Raw genomic sequence first — 19096 nt, 5'->3', positions numbered from 1 at the left:
TTAATCAAAAATTAATTTATTCTAAAACTAAAGTTGTAGAATGATTTTGATCCAAATCAACACTCTCATTATTTATAATAATATTTCGCTCTTCAAATTCTGGGAAATAAATTTTAATTTCTTGATAAGGCAGCTTATAATTCCCCCTGGAAGTTAGCTGGAGCACTATTTTAGCTGGATCAGATTTCATCTCTATTTTTATTTTCTTATATTCACCATCTAAATAGTTATAACTCTCTCCATCATCTTCAAATAAAGTATATTCTTCTTTACCGGAATCAAGGAATGGATATATCATAAAAGCTCTTTTTTCTTTTTTATGATTAGCAAAGGATATCTCCTGATCCTGAATAGGTATAATGGCACCTTCCTTAATAAAGAGTGGAATCGTATCCAGGGAAACATCAACTATTATTTCTTCTCCTCCCTGGTAGATCTTATTTGTATTATACTCATACCAGCTTGTATCCCCCGGTAAATAAAGTTTTCTTTTTTCTGCACCCTTTTCAACCACATTAGCTACCAGCATATATTCTCCTAGCATAAATTCTAAATCCTGCTTATAAGCTTTATGTTCATCAAACTCGTAAAAGGTTGGTTTAATAATTGGGGTGTGATTTATATGAGACTCATATAAAAGATTGTATAAATAGGGTTTAATTTTTTCTCTAAATTTAATTGCCTTTCTAATAGAATCAACACTTTCCTGATACATCCAGGGTGTATTTACACTCTGATCATCATTCCAGGAATGAATAGTAAATCTGGGGTAAAAAACCCCATTCTGTACCCATCTAACAAGCAGTTCAGGCTCAGGAGCCGGGCCAGCAAAACCACCAACATCATGACCAAAGTTATAAACTCCAGACATAGTAAGCCCCAGACCCATTTTTATATTATATTTTAAAGTTTTCCAGCTGGTATAGTTATCTCCAGACCAGGTCTGAACATAGCGTTCCATTCCCGGACAGCCAGAGCGAGAAATCAAATAGGGTCTTTTGTTGGGAGCATGTTCCTTTTGAGCTTCAAATGATGACTTCATCATCAATAAAGACTGCAGAGGTCTAATTAAATTCATATTTATTTTGCTGCCAAAACCATTCGCATAGGCATCATCTGACCAGATCTCATATTCATTATTATCGTTCCAGGTAGAATCAATTCCGAATTCAAGCAGTTGGTTTTTCACATTATCTTTCCACCAGTCTACAGTATCTTGATTAGTAAAATCGAGATAAGAACCCAGGTTGTCCCAGAACTGTGAAACTTCTACCTCTCCCTTTTCATTTTTAATAAAAAGATTTTTTTCTTTTGCTTCCTCATATCTGGGATGATCTATTAATAAACATGGTTTAATATTGGCACAGAGTTTAATTCCATTTTTATTAAAAGTTGCTGACATTTTTTCTGGATCAGGTATTTTGGAGTAGTTCCAGTTAAAAACATATCTCTTATCATCAATTGAAGTATAACCTGATGATAATTGAAATGAGTCACAGGGAATATCATGGCGGTCACAGTCTGCAATAAATTTCATCAATTCCTCCTGAGCATTGGGAGAATCAGTATAAGTCATTGTTGAACCAGAATAGCCCAGACTCCATTTTGGTTCAAAAATATTTTCCCCACTTAACCAGGAAAACTTTCTGGTCACTGCTTTCATCTCAGGTCCCAAAATCATATAATAATCTAAATCTCCGCTTTCAGCAAAATAGTATCTATAATGACCGTGATAGTTGTCTTTTTCCCTGGCAAAGTCAAATACAGCTTCGCTCAAATTATCATAAAAAAGACCATAGGAAATTTCACTTTCAGTATTTCTGGTAATATAAAACGGTATGTATTTATAAAGTGGATCTGATTTTTCTGCATCATAACCCATGGCATCAATAGTAGTCATCCGGTAACGATTATCATTTTTTTCTATCTCTCCAGCTTTTTCACCCAGTCCATAATACTTATCATTTTCAGCTTTTTCTAAGTAATGATAAATTCCGCTACCAAAATGCTGATTTAGATTATAACTCTGAGTTTTCCTATCAGCTGCAATTTTAACCCAGTCATTCCCCTGTCTGGCATACCAGGTGACTTTAAACCCATCTAAATCTATTTTAGCTCTTAGACGCTCAGTTTCAACCACAAAAGAACCTTCCTTTTGATAATAATTATATTTAGGTAGAGAAAAAGGAGAAACATCAAATTTATTTCTACCCTGATAAGGGACATCTGCTAAGTTAGGTGCTACCATCCATGTTTTTTCCATAGTTAATTTATCTCTGATAAACATTACCCTTATAATATCTTTTTCAAGTACAAATACTTTAACTTTCAAGTTGTTTTTGTCTTTAAATTGATCTACAAATGTTATTATATTATCTTCAACTTTATCCAATTTAAATGGATATTCTTTTAAAATCATAACAAACCTCCAGACACCATTATTTACATTTTCATACCTGACATAGCAATACCTTTAACAAAATATCTCTGGAAAAAGAGGAATACTAATAATACAGGTATCATTGCCACAATATTCATTGCTAATAAACTATTCCAATCAACAGAAAACTGACCAACAAAATTTGCAATTGCTACCTGAATAGTATATTTGCTTTCAGTACTTAAGACTACAAAAGGCCAGAGAAAATCATTCCATCTCCACATAAATGAAAATATAGTTAGAGCAGTTAATACAGGTTTAGATAAGGGCAGAATTATCATTGAAAATATTCTCCATTCAGAAGCTCCATCAATTCTGGCTGACTCTAAAACCTCATCCGGAATTGTGGTCATATACTGTCTAACCAGAAAAACTCCTGTTGGTGTAGCAGCAGGTGGAATTATAATTCCCCAAAGTGAATTATACAGACCTAAATTTCTCAATACTATAAAAATTGGAACCATTATAACCTGCAGTGGGATCATTAAAGTTGCAATAAAAAGAAAGAAAATTACTTTATTGCCCTTGAAATCAAATTTGGCTAAAGCATAACCTGCCATTGAATTGATTAATAAAGTCAAAGCTGTTGCTGTTACAGCAACAAAAATACTGTTTTTAAAATAAGTAACAAAATTACCCTTACTGAAGGCAGTAATATAATTTGAAAAAGTTACTTCATTAGGTAAAATTGTTGGCGGCCAGGAAAAAATTTCATTACTGGTTTTCAAAGAAGATATAAAAATCCAGATTATAGGTAGAACAAATATTAAACTGAATGATAGTAAAATTACATACCACAGAATATTTTTAACTTTATTATTCATATGCATTACCCCCTCTATTAGATACTTTAAATTGTACTATTGTTAGTAAACCAAGGATTAAAAATAACATTACAGACATAGCAGAGGCGTAACCCATATCTCCAACCTGAAAGGCCTGCTGATAGATTTCTTGAACTAAATAAGTCGTACTATCTCCAGGGCCTCCTGTAGTCATAACTTTAATTAAACCAAACATTTTAAAAGCCTGAATAGTAGATAAAACTACAACTACCAGACTGGTTGGTTTTAATAAAGGGAAGGTGATATGCCTAAACTGCTGCCATTTACTGGCTCCATCTATTTTGGCAGCCTCATAATATACTCCCGGAATCCCCTGCAGTCCAGCAATAAACATTACCATAAAGTATCCAACTCGGGCCCAGACTGTGGCAAATATAACCATAATAGTTGCTGTAGTGGCATTTGTGAGCCAGTTAACTGGTGCCATTCCAGCTAAATCGAGTAAGTAATTTAAAATCCCAAAGTTATTTCCAAGTATCCAGCGCCAGGAAACACCAATAACTATGAATGATAACATGGTAGGTAAATAAAATATAGCTCTAAAAAAACCTTTTGCCTTAATATTTCTATCTAATATAATTGCTAAAACCATACTCAAGCCAAAGGTAATTGGTACTACAGAAAATACATAAATTAAAGTCCTGCTTAAAATAGTCCAAAATTCTGCACTCTGAAAAAGCTTAATAAAATTTCCAAGGCCAATAAATTCGGGAGAAGTAAGTACATCCCACTCTGTAAAAGAAACATAAAAACCAAATAAGGCCGGAAAAACTATAAATATTCCAAATATTATTAGGTTGGGTAATACAAATAAATAGGGTGCTATCTTCTTTTTCCACCTGTACATAAAATGCCTCCTTATTAATTATCCTGGCCTGTTTAAAAACAGGCCAGGAAATATAATCTATTTTAATTCTCCATATCTTCAATTTCTGATTCTGCTAATTCTTCAATATTTTCTACAGCTTCTTTTGGTGTTATTTCTTTTTGAATTGACTTTACAACATTTTGTCTGATGTCATCGTAAATTCTTGACATTGCTTCGTTATAAGCCCAATCAGAACCTGCTTCTGGAGGAGATACAGCTAATTCATTACTGAAGATCTCAAACATATCAGAACCAAATGAGTAATTAAGCTTACTGTTATCTGTTCTGGCACTTAAGAATAGAGATTCTTCACAGAACTTAGCATTTACTTTCTGCGAACTGAAGTATTTTAAGAAATCTACAGCAGCTTCTTTATTATCAGAATCTTTAAATCCTGCCACAAATTTACCGCCAACTACAGAAGATCTTATTTTGCCCTTAGGCATATAAGCTACTCCCCAGTCAAAGTTTTCAATATTATCACGATAATTTGTCAGCATCCAGTTTCCAGCAAAATGCATTGCTGTTAAACCTGAACGGAAAAGTGTATTAGGGTTTTCTCCACCCAGCCAGATAGATTCAGGAATTATGTTTCTATCATGTAATTCAACGAAAAATTCTACAGCTCGTTCACCTTCAGGTGAGTTAATTGTAACTTCGCTCCAGTCTTTAGAGAAGAAAGATCCGCCTGCCTGATAGAGTAATGTAGACCAGCGGTGGGGACTGTAATCATAAGCTAAACCGTAACGTGCATTGGATTCTTCAACAACTTTTTCTAGAGCATTAGCCCATTCTTCCCAGGTCCACAGATCATCTAATTCTTCTTCAGTGTCGGGAACATCAATTCCAGCAGCTTCAAAATAGTCTTTATTATAAATAATACCATTTGCTGTTACATCAATTGGTACAGCCAACATTTCTCCATCAACCATTACATAAGGGTGAGTAGATTCTACAAAGTTATCTAAATAATCCTGCCCAATACTATCATTAAGGTTTAATAAGGCAGATGATAATTCACCAGGGTTTGATACTCTGGCAAGATCTGGAGGGTTTCCACCAGCTACCATAGTCTTGATTTTAGTATTTAGTTCATTATATGGTACCTCAATAATGTTAAATTCAACGTCTGGATTTTCTTCTTGATAATCATCAATAATATCTTTTAATACTTCACCTTCTACTCCATCACTAAACCAGACAAAGTCTAAAACAGTTTCCTGAGCAAAAGCTGGAACAGCCATCAAACCAACTAAAAGCAAAGCAGTAATCGTAATAAACAAATTTTTTCTCATTAAATATAACCCCCTAAATTTTTTTAAGAAATAAAAGAACAACTAAAAATCTACCACCCCTTTCTCTAAAGAAATATTTATATTAAATGGTTTTAACCATTTAATTAGTAAAAAAAGTAAATAATTACAGTTTTTTATCTATAATTAACTTTCCGCCTGGATCTGTATGCTCTATTTCTATGGGCTCATCATTTAAAAGTAAATTATCTTTCCAGTTGAATTTAAATCTGCCATGTTTAGGATCATTAAAATTAATCTCCTGCTCCTTTATATCTAAAAAAGAATTAGATATCTCTTCAATAAAATTCTCAAATGAATTAAACTCATCCCTATTAGCTGCCCTGATAAGCCAACTGTTTTTTCTGCCAGCTGATTTTAATTCTCTATCCTGATTAATACCAGCTGCAGCTAAATTAAGCTTATTAGCTGCAGTTATGGCAAAAAATGCACTATCTTTACGGGCAAAATAATAGTTTTCTATTTCTAAATACTCATCATAAGCATAAGTGGGAAAATAGGCATGAGTAAAATCAACAGGATGCTCATCTGCAATATCAAAAAGCAGAAACTGAACATTTTTATACTGAGCAACTTTAGGGAGATAACCATTTCCAGCCCAGTAGGATGGTCTACCAAAACCTATTTTAACATTTTCACCGGGATGATTTACCCAGCACAATGCTTCAGCATCTATAGTTAGCTGGTTTATGTGTTCCTGATAACCTTTTTTTGCCGGTTTAAAGTCTAAGGCTGAAGTTATTAAATAATCTCTATTCTTATACAGATATAAATCTACAAAATTATTTTTACCCTGAGTATTTTTAAAGATCATACTTTCCGCTTTATCCCAGTCAACATATTTTTTAAGTTCAGGATTAGGTTTATAATCTGAAAGACAATAGAGTGCCTGAGCATTTGTTGCTTCATTTAAATATCCTACACCCCAGGAAACTCGACTCAGAGCATTTGTATAATTTACATATCTACCCTTAAGTTCTTTTTCATAACTCCGACCGTGAGAACAGGCCATTAAACCATGGTGACTGTTATAAGCAATTAATTCAAAAGTCATATCTATAGCTTTTTTCGCCAGTTTCTTTAAAGCTTTGTCATCTGCCAATTCATAAAGAGCAAAAAACCCTATCAAATCTATTGGAATATAAGCAGTTGAATTCCACTCCGAAAAACCCTCTGCAAAAAATCTTTGAAACCATTCTTCCAGCCGCTCTTTAGCTTTCAAATAATGAGCTTTTCCTTCAATACCTGCATTAGCAAATTCTTTCTCGGGAAATATTTGGCCAGCTAACAGTTCGGATACATGAAAGAGCAGAGCGTGATTTTCACTAAAGTACCACATAACATCATTGCCCTCTTCATCAATCCAGTACCTAAAATTTCTTATTACTTTTTCAGTATAATTCCAAAAATTTTGATCAAATACTTCACCTCTAAATTTAATCCATAACCATAAAATTGGTACTAAATAAAAATCACTACAGTCTTTTCTTTTCTCTATCCCTTCTAATTCATTGATTAATATTTTTTTAGCTTCCTTAAGCTCTTTTTTCTTAGCTACCATTGCAAGTGCCTTCTGAGCGATCGATTCTCCATGTTCTATAATAAAGTTTAAACTATTTTCTTTTCTTGTATCCAGATTATCTGCTGCTGGAAAAAGAAGTTCTTTTTGATAAACCTGCAAAGTTAAATGCTTACTCATTTTTAAGTCATTATTTATAAGAATTGATATCTTAATATGATTAAAGCCCATCGGATATTCATTAACATTTCCAATTTCAACTTCTTTTTTATCTTTAGGAAGAACTACTGTTTTTTTAGCTCCCTCTATAAAATCTATAAAGTCTCCACCAGCCTCAATTTTAAGTTTTAAAGTTTTAGAAAATGAATCTGAGAAATGCAGTTTGATTTCTCCTTTTTTGTATGTGTCCTCTTTAAAGTGAGCACTTTCCAAAAGATTTTCAATATCTTTTAACTTTGACAAATCGTTTTCCGTTTCAATAAGCTGTTTTATAGTAAGTTTATTTTTTGACTGCAGAGAAAAATAATATAAGGTATCTCTTTCTGCTAAATCATTAAAAAACACTTTAATTTTATGCTTTCCTTTATCCAATTTAATTGAAAATTTCTCTGTCTTTTCAATATTTCTGGTATAAGGTCTAAAGTCAATAACTTCTTTACCATTAACCCAGATTTTAACTCCTCCACAGGTTTTTAATTCAAATTCATATTCTCTACTTTTTGGAACTTTTAACTGAGATTCAGCCCAGCTCTCCAAATAAGTTGGAAGAAACCAAAACCATGACCTTTCAACTTTGGGATTTCCAAATGGAAAATAAATATCAGCCATTGATAAATCATTATTAAAATCAATTTCTTTTGTTTTATATTCAGATAAGAATTCTTTTCTGCAGGGATACTGATGAATAGAAAACCCTTCATCCAGCCAGGAATTATCTATTTTAGCTTCCATGGTATCTGGAGCTGACTTATAATTTTCCTCTTTCAATTTTGATATTTTCCAGTGATTTAAAAAATCATCTTTTTCAATTTTATATTCTAACAAGTTAATATATTCCCCTTTCCCTGAAACAATATATTATTAAAAATGATTTTCCTATTGACTACTTTAAATTCATTTTTAACTTCTTTATTCCAAATTATTCGAAAATTCATTCTGTAATTAATTATATAACAATAATTTTGTTGCCGCTTTGAGTTTTCTGCTTTAAATATTGCAATTCTTTAGGTATAATATAATTAAGCAAAAGAAAGTTGGTGAGATTAACATGAATGACAAAGATTGCTATTTAAGTAATAGCCTTTTAGAAGTAACTTATAAAAAATCAGAAGTGATATCTGACTCCGATAGATTTAATATGCATCTTCATGATTTTTATGAGCTATTTTATTTTTTGGAAGGTGACGTTACCTATTATATAGAGGGACATGCTTATGAATTAGAAAAAAACACTCTCTTAATAATGAATAATCGTGAACTCCACAAACCAATCTTCAATCAGGATATACCCTATAAGAGAATTGTTATCCACTTTTTTCCCTGGGTTTTATCAAAATATGATTCTTATGATTTCAATCTCCTTGAGTGTTTTGAAAATCGCAAAGAAGCACATCACAATAAAATCTATGACCGAGATCAAGAAATTTATAATTACTTTAAAAAAATAACCAAATATGCAGAACAGAAAACCGAGGAATCAGAAATAATGATTGAAACAATTTTTGTTCAGCTCTTAATCTTAATCAATAAGCTATTTACACAAAAAGAAAAAAATGAAAATAACACTATAAGATATAACGAAAGAATTTTAGATATTATTACTTATATCAATGAAAATATCAATAAATCTCTTTCTTTAGATTTTCTATCAGATAAATTCTTTTTAAATAAATCTTATTTATCACACATTTTCAAAAAACACACCGGGGTTTCAATTATTCATTATATCCACTACAAAAAAATCATGACAGCCAAAAGACTGCTGCTTGACAATAACAGCTGCAGTGAAGTCTGCTCCCAATTAAATTTTGGTGATTATTCAACTTTTTACAGAGCTTTTAAAAAAGAAGTCGGGGTTTCTCCTCAAGAATATCAAAAAGAAAGATCTTCAATAGAAAAATATCAGTTTTTTAATGACTAAAAATAATTATATAAAAAAACTCTTCTCAAAGGTTTTGATAACTTTAAGAAGAGTTGATTTTCTGTCTTGTATATAATATTTTACTTTGAATCACTTATGCAATCTCGGATCAAAAGCATCCCGAAAGCCATCGCCCACCAGGTTAAAACCAAGCACCAAAAGGGCAATTGCTATCCCGGGAAAAGTTGCTATCCAGGGTGCATTTCTTAAAAAGTCCTGGCCGTTGCTGAGCATCGCTCCCCACTCAGGTGTTGGCGGCTGTGCACCAAGGCCTAGAAAGCTCAAGCCAGCAGCATTAATAATCGCCCGACCAATACTTAAAGTAGTCTGGATGATAATTGGAGCCATTGAATTTAAAAAAACATGTTTTAAAATAATTCTTAAATCACTGGCCCCCAGCGCCTGAGCAGCCATTACATATTCTTTCTTTTTAACCGATAAAACCGAGCTGCGCACAATCCGGGCATACTGAGGTACATAGACAATACCAATTGCAATCATCGCGTTAAAAATCCCCGGTCCTAAAATTGACATAATAACCAGAGCCAGCAGAATATAGGGAAAGGACAGCATCAGATCCATAATCCTCATAATCAGCATATCAATCCAGCCACCGTAATAGCCGGCAACCAGGCCCAGACTGACTCCTAAAATCAGAGAAATAAAAACTGAAACAAAACCAATCTGCAGGGAAATCCTGGCCCCATAGATAATTCGGCTGAAAACATCTCTACCAAACTCATCTGTACCCAAAAAATTCTCCGCTGAGGGCGGCCTAAAAGACGTGATAAAATTTTGTTCAAAGGGGTCATAAGGGGCAATCAGAGGAGCAAAAATAGCAATTACAGCAAAGATAAAGAGAATTATAATACCGGCAATTGCAGTTCTATTTTTACGCATTCTCCTAAAAGAAATGGTCCATAAACTCTCACTTTTAATTCTTTTTTCTTCAGTCATTCCTGTTAAATTCGCCAAGATTTACACCTCCTGTTTAAGAATAATGGATCCGCGGATCAAGATAGGAATAAAGTATATCCACTATCAGATTAATAAAAATAAAAAATGAAGCAATAAAAATTACGGCTCCCTGAATCACCGGAAAATCCCTGCCCAGGATTCCATTGATCAAAAGCCGGCCCACTCCCGCTCTGGCAAATACTGTTTCGGTTAAAACAGCTCCTCCCAAAAAACTTCCGAACTGGAGCCCGATAATGGTCACCACCGGAATTAAAGAGTTTTTAAGCACGTGCTTTAAAATCACAACTTTTTCGGGTAAGCCTTTGGCTCTGGCTGTACGGATATAGTCCTGATTTAAAATTTCTAAAGTGGTTGATCTGGTCATCCGGGCAATCATCGCCACCGGAATAGTAGCCAGGGTAATTGCCGGTAAAATCAGATGAGAGAAAGTACTCCTTAAAGCAGCCCAGTTTTGAGTAAGAATACTGTCTAAAAGATAAAAATTTGTGATAACTTCCAAATCCGTTACTCGGGAAATCCTGCCTGAAATCGGCAGCCAGCCAAGTCTGGCTCCAAAAATCAGCATCAGCATCATCCCCACCCAGAACACCGGCATTGAAATCCCAAGCAGAGCCCCGACCATTGTCAGATTATCGATCAGGGAATACTGTTTAATGGCAGAAACAATCCCTGCGGCAATGCCAATAATGCTGGCAAAAATCATGCTTAAAACTGTCAGCTCGATTGTAGCCGGAAAAGCAGCTCCAATCTCATTGATCACCGGATTCCTGTTTCTAATCGACCTTCCTAAATCTCCCTGGACCAAATTAGTTAAAAACTTATAATACTGAATGTGCAGCGGCTGGTCAAAACCAAGTTCTGACCTCAAACGAGCAGCATCTTCTTCAGTTCCCTTATCGCCGAGCATGATCTGCACCGGATCTCCCGGAATTAAATGAATCATAAAAAAAACTACAACTGAAATTGCCAGCAATAGTGGAATCAAAAGCAGCACTCTTCTTAAAATATAATTAAACATTTTCCTCACCCCAAAAGATTAATGGGGGCAGCATCAGACTACCCCCATCTAGATTGATTACTCTTCCAACCATACTTTGTGGAAATACTTATTATTAGTTGGATAAAGCACATAATTTCCTACATCTTTTCTGATAGGTATCTGCATCTTCATGTGATTTAAGAAGACAAATGGTGCATCATCAACAATAATCTGCTGAACTTCTTGATATATCTCTTCTCTTTCAGCTTCATCTGTAATCTGCTGAGCTTCTTCTAATAATCTGTCAACTTCCTCATTAACATAGAAAGCCCGGTTGGTTGAACCGCGATTATCAGAATTAAAGAATACATTTAAGAAGTTATCCGGGTCACCATTGTCAGCAATCCAGCCAAAAAAGGCAGCTGTATGCTTACCGGCTTTACCTTCTTCAATATAGGTACCCCATTCGAGCTGTTCTATCTCAGCATCTATTCCAACCTGACTTAAATACTGCTGGACAGCAGTTGCCAGTCTGGCGCCAACTGGATTATATGACCTTGGTGCAGAATAGGTGCGGAGAGTAAATTCAAAACCGTCACCATAACCAGCTTCTTCGAGCAGCCTTTTGGCCTCATCTGGATCATAGGGATAGCCTTCCAGACTTTCATCATAAGACCAGATTGTTGGAGGTAGAGGTCCTTTGGCAACAGTTGCCTGTCCTCCCATCAGATATTCAGCGATTTCTTCTTTGTTGATTGCATAGTTCATTGCTTTCCGCACATTTTTATTATCAAAGGGCTCTTTTTCGTTATGCAGAGCAATATAACCAATGTTCAAGCCCGGAGCTTCCAGTAAATCAAGCTCTTCGTTATCTCTTACTCTTTCAATATCAGTAGGATTTAGACCTTCCATCAGATGAATATTGCCCTCTTCTAATTCCAGAAGGCGGGTCTGATTATTTGGAATAACTGTAAAAATCAGCTCATCTAGATAAGGTCGGCCATCCCAGTAATCTTCATTTGCCTCTAAAGTAATATGATCATCTCTAACCCATTCCACAAACTTAAAAGCACCGGTTCCAACTGGATTTTTAAAGATATCCTCTCCATATTCTTTAACTGCTTCCGGACTGACAATCATAGTTGCAAACATGGCCAGATTTTTAAGGAAGGGAGCATATGGATTTTCGAGAGTAAATTCAACTGTATATTCATCAACTGCTCTTACCTCGTCGATCATTCCCAGAGAAAAGCCGGCATAAGGATAAGAACCTTCAAGATAGTATGGGTGGTCAGGATCAAGCTGGCGCTCAATATCAAAAACTACAGCTTCTGCGTTAAAAGGTGAGCCGTCATGGAATTCAACACCTTCTCTTAAATGAAAAACATATTCCAGACCATCATCCGAAATCTCCCAGTCAGTGGCAAGTGCAGGTTCTATCTCTGTGGTTCCTGCCTTAAAGCGAACCAGACCATCGAAAACATTGACAATAACATCAGCCGAGTTGCCGAGGGTAGTCATATGAGGATCTAAGGCATCCGCATCTGCTCCCTGAGCATAAATCAAGGTTCCACCATACTCTCCTTCGTGACTGTCTGCCATAACCGATCCGGTCAGAGTAAAAACAAGCGCTGTCAGCAAAAACCAAACGAATAATCTTCTCAACATTGTCACTCCTCCTTGTAATTTGGTCAATTTATTAAAATATTATGAAAATTTTTAATATTAAATAAAAAAAGACACTACATGTTATATTTCGCTGTAGATTGTTAAAATCCTTCTAATAATAGAAAAATTCCTCTTCCAATCAGTTTTGTTACTCCAATTAGAAGAGGAATTAAAGCTTACAATTAAACTTTTCTAAGGCTTACTACACTACCAGGAAAGCTGATTTCCCTGATAATCATAATAGATTTTCTGATAGTCTTTTCTTGCTTCAACAAAGCGCCTGAATATCTCAGCTGCAGACTCTGCTGCCTCAATATCAGCTTCTTCATTTTTATCACCCAGCATATAGGTTTTAAGGTAGCCCGGATGGAGGGCAAAGACTTTTAAGCCTTTTTCCTGCAGGTGATTCTGAATTATTTTAGACTGCATATTAACTGCCGTCTTGGACATCGAATAACCATATTCCTTTTTCCGCGGACAGTCAGCAATACTCCCCGCCTCCGAGGAAATATTTATTAAAAGCTTTTTCTCCCCTTTAAGCAGTAATTCTATAACCGAGTGAGTGACTTTAAGCGGGCCCAGGGAATTAACCCTGTACATCTTTTCCATTATCTCAAAATCTAGCTCTCCTAAAATATCATCGACATCCGGAGCAAAAATCCCGGCATTATTGATCAAAATATCAAGTGAATCAGTATTTTTAGCTATTTCTGCTGCGGCCTTTTTGATTGAGCTGTCAGAGTCTAAATCCAGATCGACCAGTTTTAAGTTTTCTGGATACTCAGTCTGCAGCTCAGCCAGCCAGTTCCATTCTTCTAAGTAGCGACCGGCGAAAGTAAAATAACCTGCTTCTAAAAATTTCTTTGTTAGGGCAAAACCCAGACCTCTATCCGCACCTGTTATATAAACTGTTTTCTGCAACTGCATCACTTCCTCAATAAATTATCGTGAAATTGATTCCTGAAGCTATATTTCTCTAAAAGTACTGATTTACCTTTAATGATTCTGCGCGGGCTTAATGTAACTTAATTAATTTACAAAAAGAATAATCTAAATTATAATAGAAGACAGGATTAGAGGAGGTTTTTAAGATGAATGAATTATATCAGCAGACTAAAAAATACTTTGATTCATATACAGAGCAGTTCAATTTGGAAACTGAAAAGGATCAGAAAAATATTCAGCTCAAAATTGACCACAGTAAAAGGGTGGTTAAAAATATGGAAGAGATCATTAGCAGCATGACAGTAACTGAGGAGGAAGAAAACCTGGCCAGAATAATTGCACTCCTCCATGATATCGGCCGTTTTAAACAGTATAAAAAGTATAAGACTTTTTCCGATTATAAATCAGAGGACCACGGTCAGCTGGGAGTTGAAGTAATTAAGGAAAGCAGTTTAACTGACTCTTTAGCTGAAAGTAAGCAGAATATAATTTTCAAAGCTGTTGAGCAGCATAATAAAGCTGACCTGAGCCCGGAACTATTTGCCAGTGATGAGGAATTGTTTTTTGCTCGACTGATCAGAGATGCCGACAAACTGGATATTTTTAATATTTTTGTGGAAAGGTATAAAACCCGCAGCCAGAAAGATTATGTGATTAAACTATCGACTGAGCCGGAGATTCAGGATGAAATTTATCAAAAAGTGTTAAAGCGAGAGTCAATTAACTATGATAAACTGGAGACAATCAATGATTTAAAAGTAATGCAGCTCGGCTGGATCTATGATATTAATTTTAAGGAGACAATTGAGATTATTAAGGAGCGGGGATATCTGGAGGTTATTTATGATTCGATGGAGCAGAATGAGAGAGCTGAAGAGATATATCAGCGGGTGAAGGAGTATGTAAATAAAAATCCTGGCAAATAAGACCTGTCAGGATTAAAATTAAAATTTTCAATAAGATGATATAAATATACTATTTTTTATTCTCTAATTAAAGATTCTAAATAATTTTCACCATCTTTGGAAATTTTATAATACTTTACATTACCTCTTTTTTCAGTGGGAAAGATATACTTATATTTTTTTAGACTACTTATATAGAGAGAAGTATTAGATAAACTAATTCCATACTCTTTTAAAGCTCTTGTTACTTTAATTGTTTTGAACTCTTCTTCAGAAGAATTTTTTTGGATATAATAAGCTGCAATTAAAGCCTTATCTTTTTCTGTCAAATCTTTCTTGAATTTTTGGAACCATTCTCCAAAAGAATCTGTAATTTCTAAAGTTATTTCTTTTTTATTAGATTCTTCTTTAAGCTCTTTATTGTTTTTTGAAGAAGTAGCTATTTCATTATTAACAGAATTCTTATGGCTCTTTGCCATTATTTCAATTGTCTTTTCAAATAGCTCAACATGATCTCTTACAAAACTATCTTCTCCAACAATTTCTATTTCCCCATTCACAAAGCTAGCCCTTATTTTTGAATTGCTCATAAGATCATCTCTCCTTTTTGAAGTTTTACTATATTATTAAGTATATCAATATATAATATATGTTCTTCACATTTAGTTTAATTCCTTCTTTAACTTATAAAAAAATTCAAAAACAATAACCTCAGTTTTAAATTTGCAAAGTTAAATAATTATTTCTGAAAAGAAATCTCTTAAATTCAAATGATGTATTTTATCGAATTTTGTATTGTTTTGCGTATAGGCTATTTTTTATTGTAAGTAAAATAATATCATGTTATAATAAAATTTGTATATGTTAGGGAAAAGCTGATAAAAATTATCGCTTTAACTTTCCATGTAATAAAAAAGTAATTTATCAAAAAATAAAGAGGATTTTTTAAGAGCAGTAAAAGGAGGGGGTACTTTATGAATAATGAAATCACTGTGAAATCTTACCTATTTTCATTTTTAATTTTTTTCTTGATGGCGATCTTATCTTTAATTAATTTCATGGTTTCTAACACACTTTTATTTTCTTTATTCATAATCACAACAGTTATTTTTGGGGTTTTGCTGATTATATTTAAGCCAGAGAAAAAAATAAAAATTAAATATGGTGATAATACATTAATTAATATAGGTTAGGAGAGATAAAAAAATGGAAAAGGACAATTATTATGATGAATATGAAATTGATTTAGTAGAATATTTGTATTTATTATATAAAAACAAGTTTATGATTATAGGGATAACTTTATTATTTATTTTTATAGCAGCATTTGCCAGTTTCGTTATAATGGAGGAAAGTTATAAGTCTGAATTAACATTTATTGCACCAAATTTTAAATTGGTTAATGGGGAAAATGTAAATAAAGATGAGTACATAAATTTCTTTCAAAAAAATCAATTATTAGAGGAAATTTCAAATAGCTATTATCCTGATAAAGATAGCAATTCTTTTTTAACTAATAAATTAAAAATAACCACAGAAGATGAAAATAGATTTATTAAATTAAGTTATACTGAAAATGACCCCGAATTGGCTGCCTCAATTTTAAATGATTGGTTTGATAAATTTAGTAATGAAGTTTATAATTACTTAGAAACAAACAACAATAACTACTTAAGCTCTTTAGAAAATAAAAAAGATAATGATTATCAGCAGTATATAAATGATTTAACAAAATATAATCAATTCCAAGCTGAGAATAATATTAGTCTTATGAAATCAAGATTAAGTAGAAAGGAAAATCGACTGGTTAATTTAGAAGAAAATATTATAGATCTTAATAATAACTTAAAGAATAAAAATGTAGAATTAGGAATTGTTAAACAACAATTAAAAAGGACAGATAAATTTTTAGTTAGAGAAGAAAGTATCTCAAACGAAAGTTTAAATAAACTGCAGAGTATTAATCCAGATCATGAGTTAATTAATCTTTTAACTACTAAGAATGAATTTTTAAATCCACAATATAATAATTTAACTAGCAGAGAAAATAGCATCAATCAACAAATATCAGTTTTAAAAAGTGATTTAGAAAATAAAAGAAATGAAATAGAAAATCTCAGAAATCAAATAATTAGTCTTGAAGAAAAAATTATTAATTTAGAAGAACAACAGGAAGTTTTAAATAATGAATTAAAAAACAGCAGAAATAATTACCAAACAGCTGTTAATCAGTATGAAAATAATAACCAGAGCCTGGCTGGTAAGAATTATACTATTGATATAATTTCGCAAGCAAACATTAATGAAATACCAGTTTCACCAAATAAAAAGTTGAATATTGCTATAGCAGCTGTTTTAGGTTTAATGTTATCTGTTTTCTTAGTATTTTTTAAAGAATTTATTAACAATGCTGATTTGAGTAAATATGAATAATAGATATAAAATCTAAACTTTTAGCTTAACTAAAAAACCTCCTTTAAACTGAGCTTAACCACTCAATTTGAAAGGAGGTTTAATTTTATTAAAATAGTCAGCGGGAAACAGTTGATTAGCTATTTTTTAGATTCCCCAAAATAGACTTATAAAAACAGGGATGATGATTGATAGTAAAATTAATAATGGAGTACCAGCGATTATAAAGTCTTTAAAATTATAGCCACCAGGACCATAAATCATTAGATTAGTCTGATAACCGATGGGACTTAAAAAGGCCGAGCTGGAGGCAAAAGTTACCGTCAAAACAAAAGCAAAAGGATTGGCTCCCAGTTGGGTGGCTGCCCCTACTGCAACAGGAATCATCAGTACTACACTGGCATTATTGCTGATCACACTGGTTAAGACTGCTGTAAACAGGTAAAAAAGGCTGAGAATTATTAGCGGTGGGAAGATATCGGTTACTCTTAATAACTGATAGGCGATAAATCCTGCCGTTCCGGTCTCTTCAATTGCAACTCCTAAAGGTATTAAACCTGCCAGTAAAAAAAAGACCTCCCAGTTTATAGCTTCATAAATTTCCTTGGGATCCACCAGAGATGTCGCTACCATAGCCACCACCCCACCTAAAGTTGCAACCGCAATCGAAACAAGATTTAAGGCAGCCAGTACAATCACTGTCCCTATAATTAATAAACCGGTTGCGATATCTGCAAATTGATAAACTGCTTCTTCACTAACTTCTCTTTCAATCATAAAATTCTTATTTTTTTCTAATCTATCCAGAGTAGACTTCGTAACTAAAAGAAGTAAAACATCTCCTGATCTTAGAGTGAAATTTTTTAACTCATTATGTCTAATTTTTTCACCATGTCGAATAGCCAATAAAGTAGCATTATAGCGCTCAAGAAAATGAACCTGATTAATAGTTTTACCTTCTACAAACGAATTATCAGAGACAATTAATTCTACAACTTTTTGTCCCTGCAAGGAATCCTCCAATTTATTCTGACTAACTCGAATTTCAGTTAATAATTTGATCCCTTTTTCTGCTGTAAAATCTGACAGGACTTTTCTTTCGCCTTTAATAACCAGATGATCACCGGCTCTGATAGTTTTTACACTTAAGGGTTCCATAAATTGTTCATCTTCTCTCGTGATTTGAACTATATCTATATCCAGCTCTATTTCTTTAAAAACCTGACCAATACTCCGGCCTAATAAGAGGGAATCTTTTTCTATCTCTACCTCAGTTAAAAATTGATCCATCTCATAGCCTTCCAATAAGTCTTTATCTTCAGCTGAGATCCGCTCCGGAATTAAATAGTAGCCGATTGTAATTAAGTATATAAAACCAACTAAAAAAGCTATAATCCCCAGTTTAGTAAATTCAAATACACCAAAGGGATGGTTAATTAATCTTGCCGAAACTTCGCTGGCTAAAATATTAGTTGAGGTTCCAAATAAGGTTATTGTACCCCCGAGCATGGCCGAATAAGAAAGTGGAATTAATAGTTTTGAAGGAGAAATTTTTGTCCTCCTTGCCAGATAGGTTACCATTGGAATAAAAGCTGCTACTACCGGAGTATTATTAATGGCACTGGCCATAAAACCTGTTAAAGCTGTAATAGAGCCGATCTGCTTCCTTTTATTATTTCCAGAAAAAGCTTCTATTTTACTGCCTAAAATTTCTACAGCACCACTATTTTGAATACCTCTACTTATTACAAACATTGCCATAACAGTTACGGTCGCATTATTACTAAAACCGGATAATGCCTGCTCAGCAGAAACCCTTGTCCAGCTTTTTAAGGCAATCAGAATTACAGGGATTGAGATGGCAATAATTCCTATTGGAAGCGGCTCCCAGATAAACAAAACCAGGACAAGAGCTATTAAAAAAATTACTACAGCAACATTACTGGTAAATAAAGGGGGATTCAAATCGGCTTGAGGATAAGTCTCTGCTGCTCCAACAAATCCTGTGCTTAAAAACACTGCTGTTAAGGCCAGAAGAGCTATAATAAAAATTAATTTTTTCATTTCAAGCAACTTGAATCCCT

Annotated in this window: 15 protein-coding genes; 4 read left to right on the top strand and 11 right to left on the bottom strand. The window is 33.6% G+C overall.

Features of this window, described 5'->3' with window-relative positions:
* Positions 1 to 16: 16 nt before the first annotated feature.
* The 5 genes from C8C76_RS04890 to C8C76_RS04870 form a co-directional block, all read right to left on the bottom strand.
* A complete protein-coding gene (locus C8C76_RS04890) occupies positions 17 to 2419 on the bottom strand; it encodes a glycoside hydrolase family 31 protein (protein ID WP_108139189.1) in 2403 nt (800 codons plus the stop codon).
* A gap of 23 nt (positions 2420 to 2442) precedes the next feature.
* Entirely contained in the window at positions 2443 to 3264 is an 822-nt protein-coding gene (locus C8C76_RS04885; protein WP_108139187.1) for a carbohydrate ABC transporter permease, read from the bottom strand.
* Positions 3257 to 4132, bottom strand: coding sequence for a carbohydrate ABC transporter permease (locus C8C76_RS04880; RefSeq protein ID WP_108139186.1), 876 nt, complete (start codon positions 4130 to 4132; stop codon positions 3257 to 3259). Before C8C76_RS04880 ends, C8C76_RS04885 begins: the two co-directional genes overlap by 8 nt.
* A gap of 62 nt (positions 4133 to 4194) precedes the next feature.
* Complete coding sequence (locus tag C8C76_RS04875; RefSeq protein WP_108139184.1) at positions 4195 to 5448, bottom strand: ABC transporter substrate-binding protein; 1254 nt, start codon at positions 5446 to 5448, stop codon at positions 4195 to 4197.
* 124 nt (positions 5449 to 5572) lie between these two features.
* Entirely contained in the window at positions 5573 to 8029 is a 2457-nt protein-coding gene (locus C8C76_RS04870; RefSeq protein ID WP_108139175.1) for a PA14 domain-containing protein, read from the bottom strand.
* A gap of 223 nt (positions 8030 to 8252) precedes the next feature.
* Here C8C76_RS04870 and C8C76_RS04865 point away from each other — a divergent pair, with 223 nt between their 5' ends.
* Positions 8253 to 9125 (top strand): AraC family transcriptional regulator, encoded by an 873-nt coding sequence (locus C8C76_RS04865; RefSeq protein ID WP_108139173.1) that lies wholly within the window; start codon positions 8253 to 8255, stop codon positions 9123 to 9125.
* 90 nt (positions 9126 to 9215) lie between these two features.
* Here C8C76_RS04865 and nikC read toward each other — a convergent pair whose 3' ends face one another.
* The 4 genes from nikC to C8C76_RS04845 form a co-directional block, all read right to left on the bottom strand.
* Complete coding sequence (gene nikC, locus C8C76_RS04860; RefSeq protein WP_108139319.1) at positions 9216 to 10082, bottom strand: nickel transporter permease; 867 nt, start codon at positions 10080 to 10082, stop codon at positions 9216 to 9218.
* Between the two features lie 34 nt (positions 10083 to 10116).
* Positions 10117 to 11121, bottom strand: coding sequence for an ABC transporter permease (locus C8C76_RS04855; protein ID WP_108139171.1), 1005 nt, complete (start codon positions 11119 to 11121; stop codon positions 10117 to 10119).
* A gap of 57 nt (positions 11122 to 11178) precedes the next feature.
* The gene (locus C8C76_RS04850) at positions 11179 to 12750 is read right to left on the bottom strand and encodes an ABC transporter substrate-binding protein (RefSeq protein ID WP_108139169.1); all 1572 of its coding nucleotides are present in this window, start codon (positions 12748 to 12750) and stop codon (positions 11179 to 11181) included.
* 207 nt (positions 12751 to 12957) lie between these two features.
* On the bottom strand, positions 12958 to 13671 hold the full coding sequence (locus C8C76_RS04845) for an SDR family NAD(P)-dependent oxidoreductase (protein ID WP_181248147.1): 714 nt from the start codon (positions 13669 to 13671) through the stop codon (positions 12958 to 12960).
* A 170-nt stretch (positions 13672 to 13841) separates the two neighbouring features.
* Between C8C76_RS04845 and C8C76_RS04840 the strand changes: the two genes are divergently transcribed.
* Positions 13842 to 14621 (top strand): HD domain-containing protein, encoded by a 780-nt coding sequence (locus C8C76_RS04840; RefSeq protein WP_108139164.1) that lies wholly within the window; start codon positions 13842 to 13844, stop codon positions 14619 to 14621.
* A gap of 56 nt (positions 14622 to 14677) precedes the next feature.
* Here C8C76_RS04840 and C8C76_RS04835 read toward each other — a convergent pair whose 3' ends face one another.
* Complete coding sequence (locus C8C76_RS04835) at positions 14678 to 15190, bottom strand: hypothetical protein (RefSeq protein ID WP_108139162.1); 513 nt, start codon at positions 15188 to 15190, stop codon at positions 14678 to 14680.
* 384 nt (positions 15191 to 15574) lie between these two features.
* Between C8C76_RS04835 and C8C76_RS04830 the strand changes: the two genes are divergently transcribed.
* Entirely contained in the window at positions 15575 to 15793 is a 219-nt protein-coding gene (locus C8C76_RS04830) for a hypothetical protein (RefSeq protein ID WP_108139160.1), read from the top strand.
* 13 nt (positions 15794 to 15806) lie between these two features.
* Positions 15807 to 17033, top strand: coding sequence for a GumC family protein (locus C8C76_RS04825; RefSeq protein ID WP_108139158.1), 1227 nt, complete (start codon positions 15807 to 15809; stop codon positions 17031 to 17033).
* A gap of 126 nt (positions 17034 to 17159) precedes the next feature.
* On the opposite strand, the gene C8C76_RS04820 is transcribed toward C8C76_RS04825, so the two are convergent.
* Positions 17160 to 19076 carry an SLC13 family permease gene (locus C8C76_RS04820; RefSeq protein WP_108139317.1) on the bottom strand — a complete coding sequence of 639 codons (1917 nt, stop codon included), beginning with the start codon at positions 19074 to 19076 and terminating at the stop codon, positions 17160 to 17162.
* Between the last annotated feature and the right edge of the window lie 20 nt (positions 19077 to 19096).

It is taken from the genome of Halanaerobium saccharolyticum (assembly GCF_003053565.1).
Taxonomy (GTDB): domain Bacteria; phylum Bacillota; class Halanaerobiia; order Halanaerobiales; family Halanaerobiaceae; genus Halanaerobium; species Halanaerobium saccharolyticum_B.
This window is presented reverse-complemented; position numbering and strand designations above follow the sequence as displayed.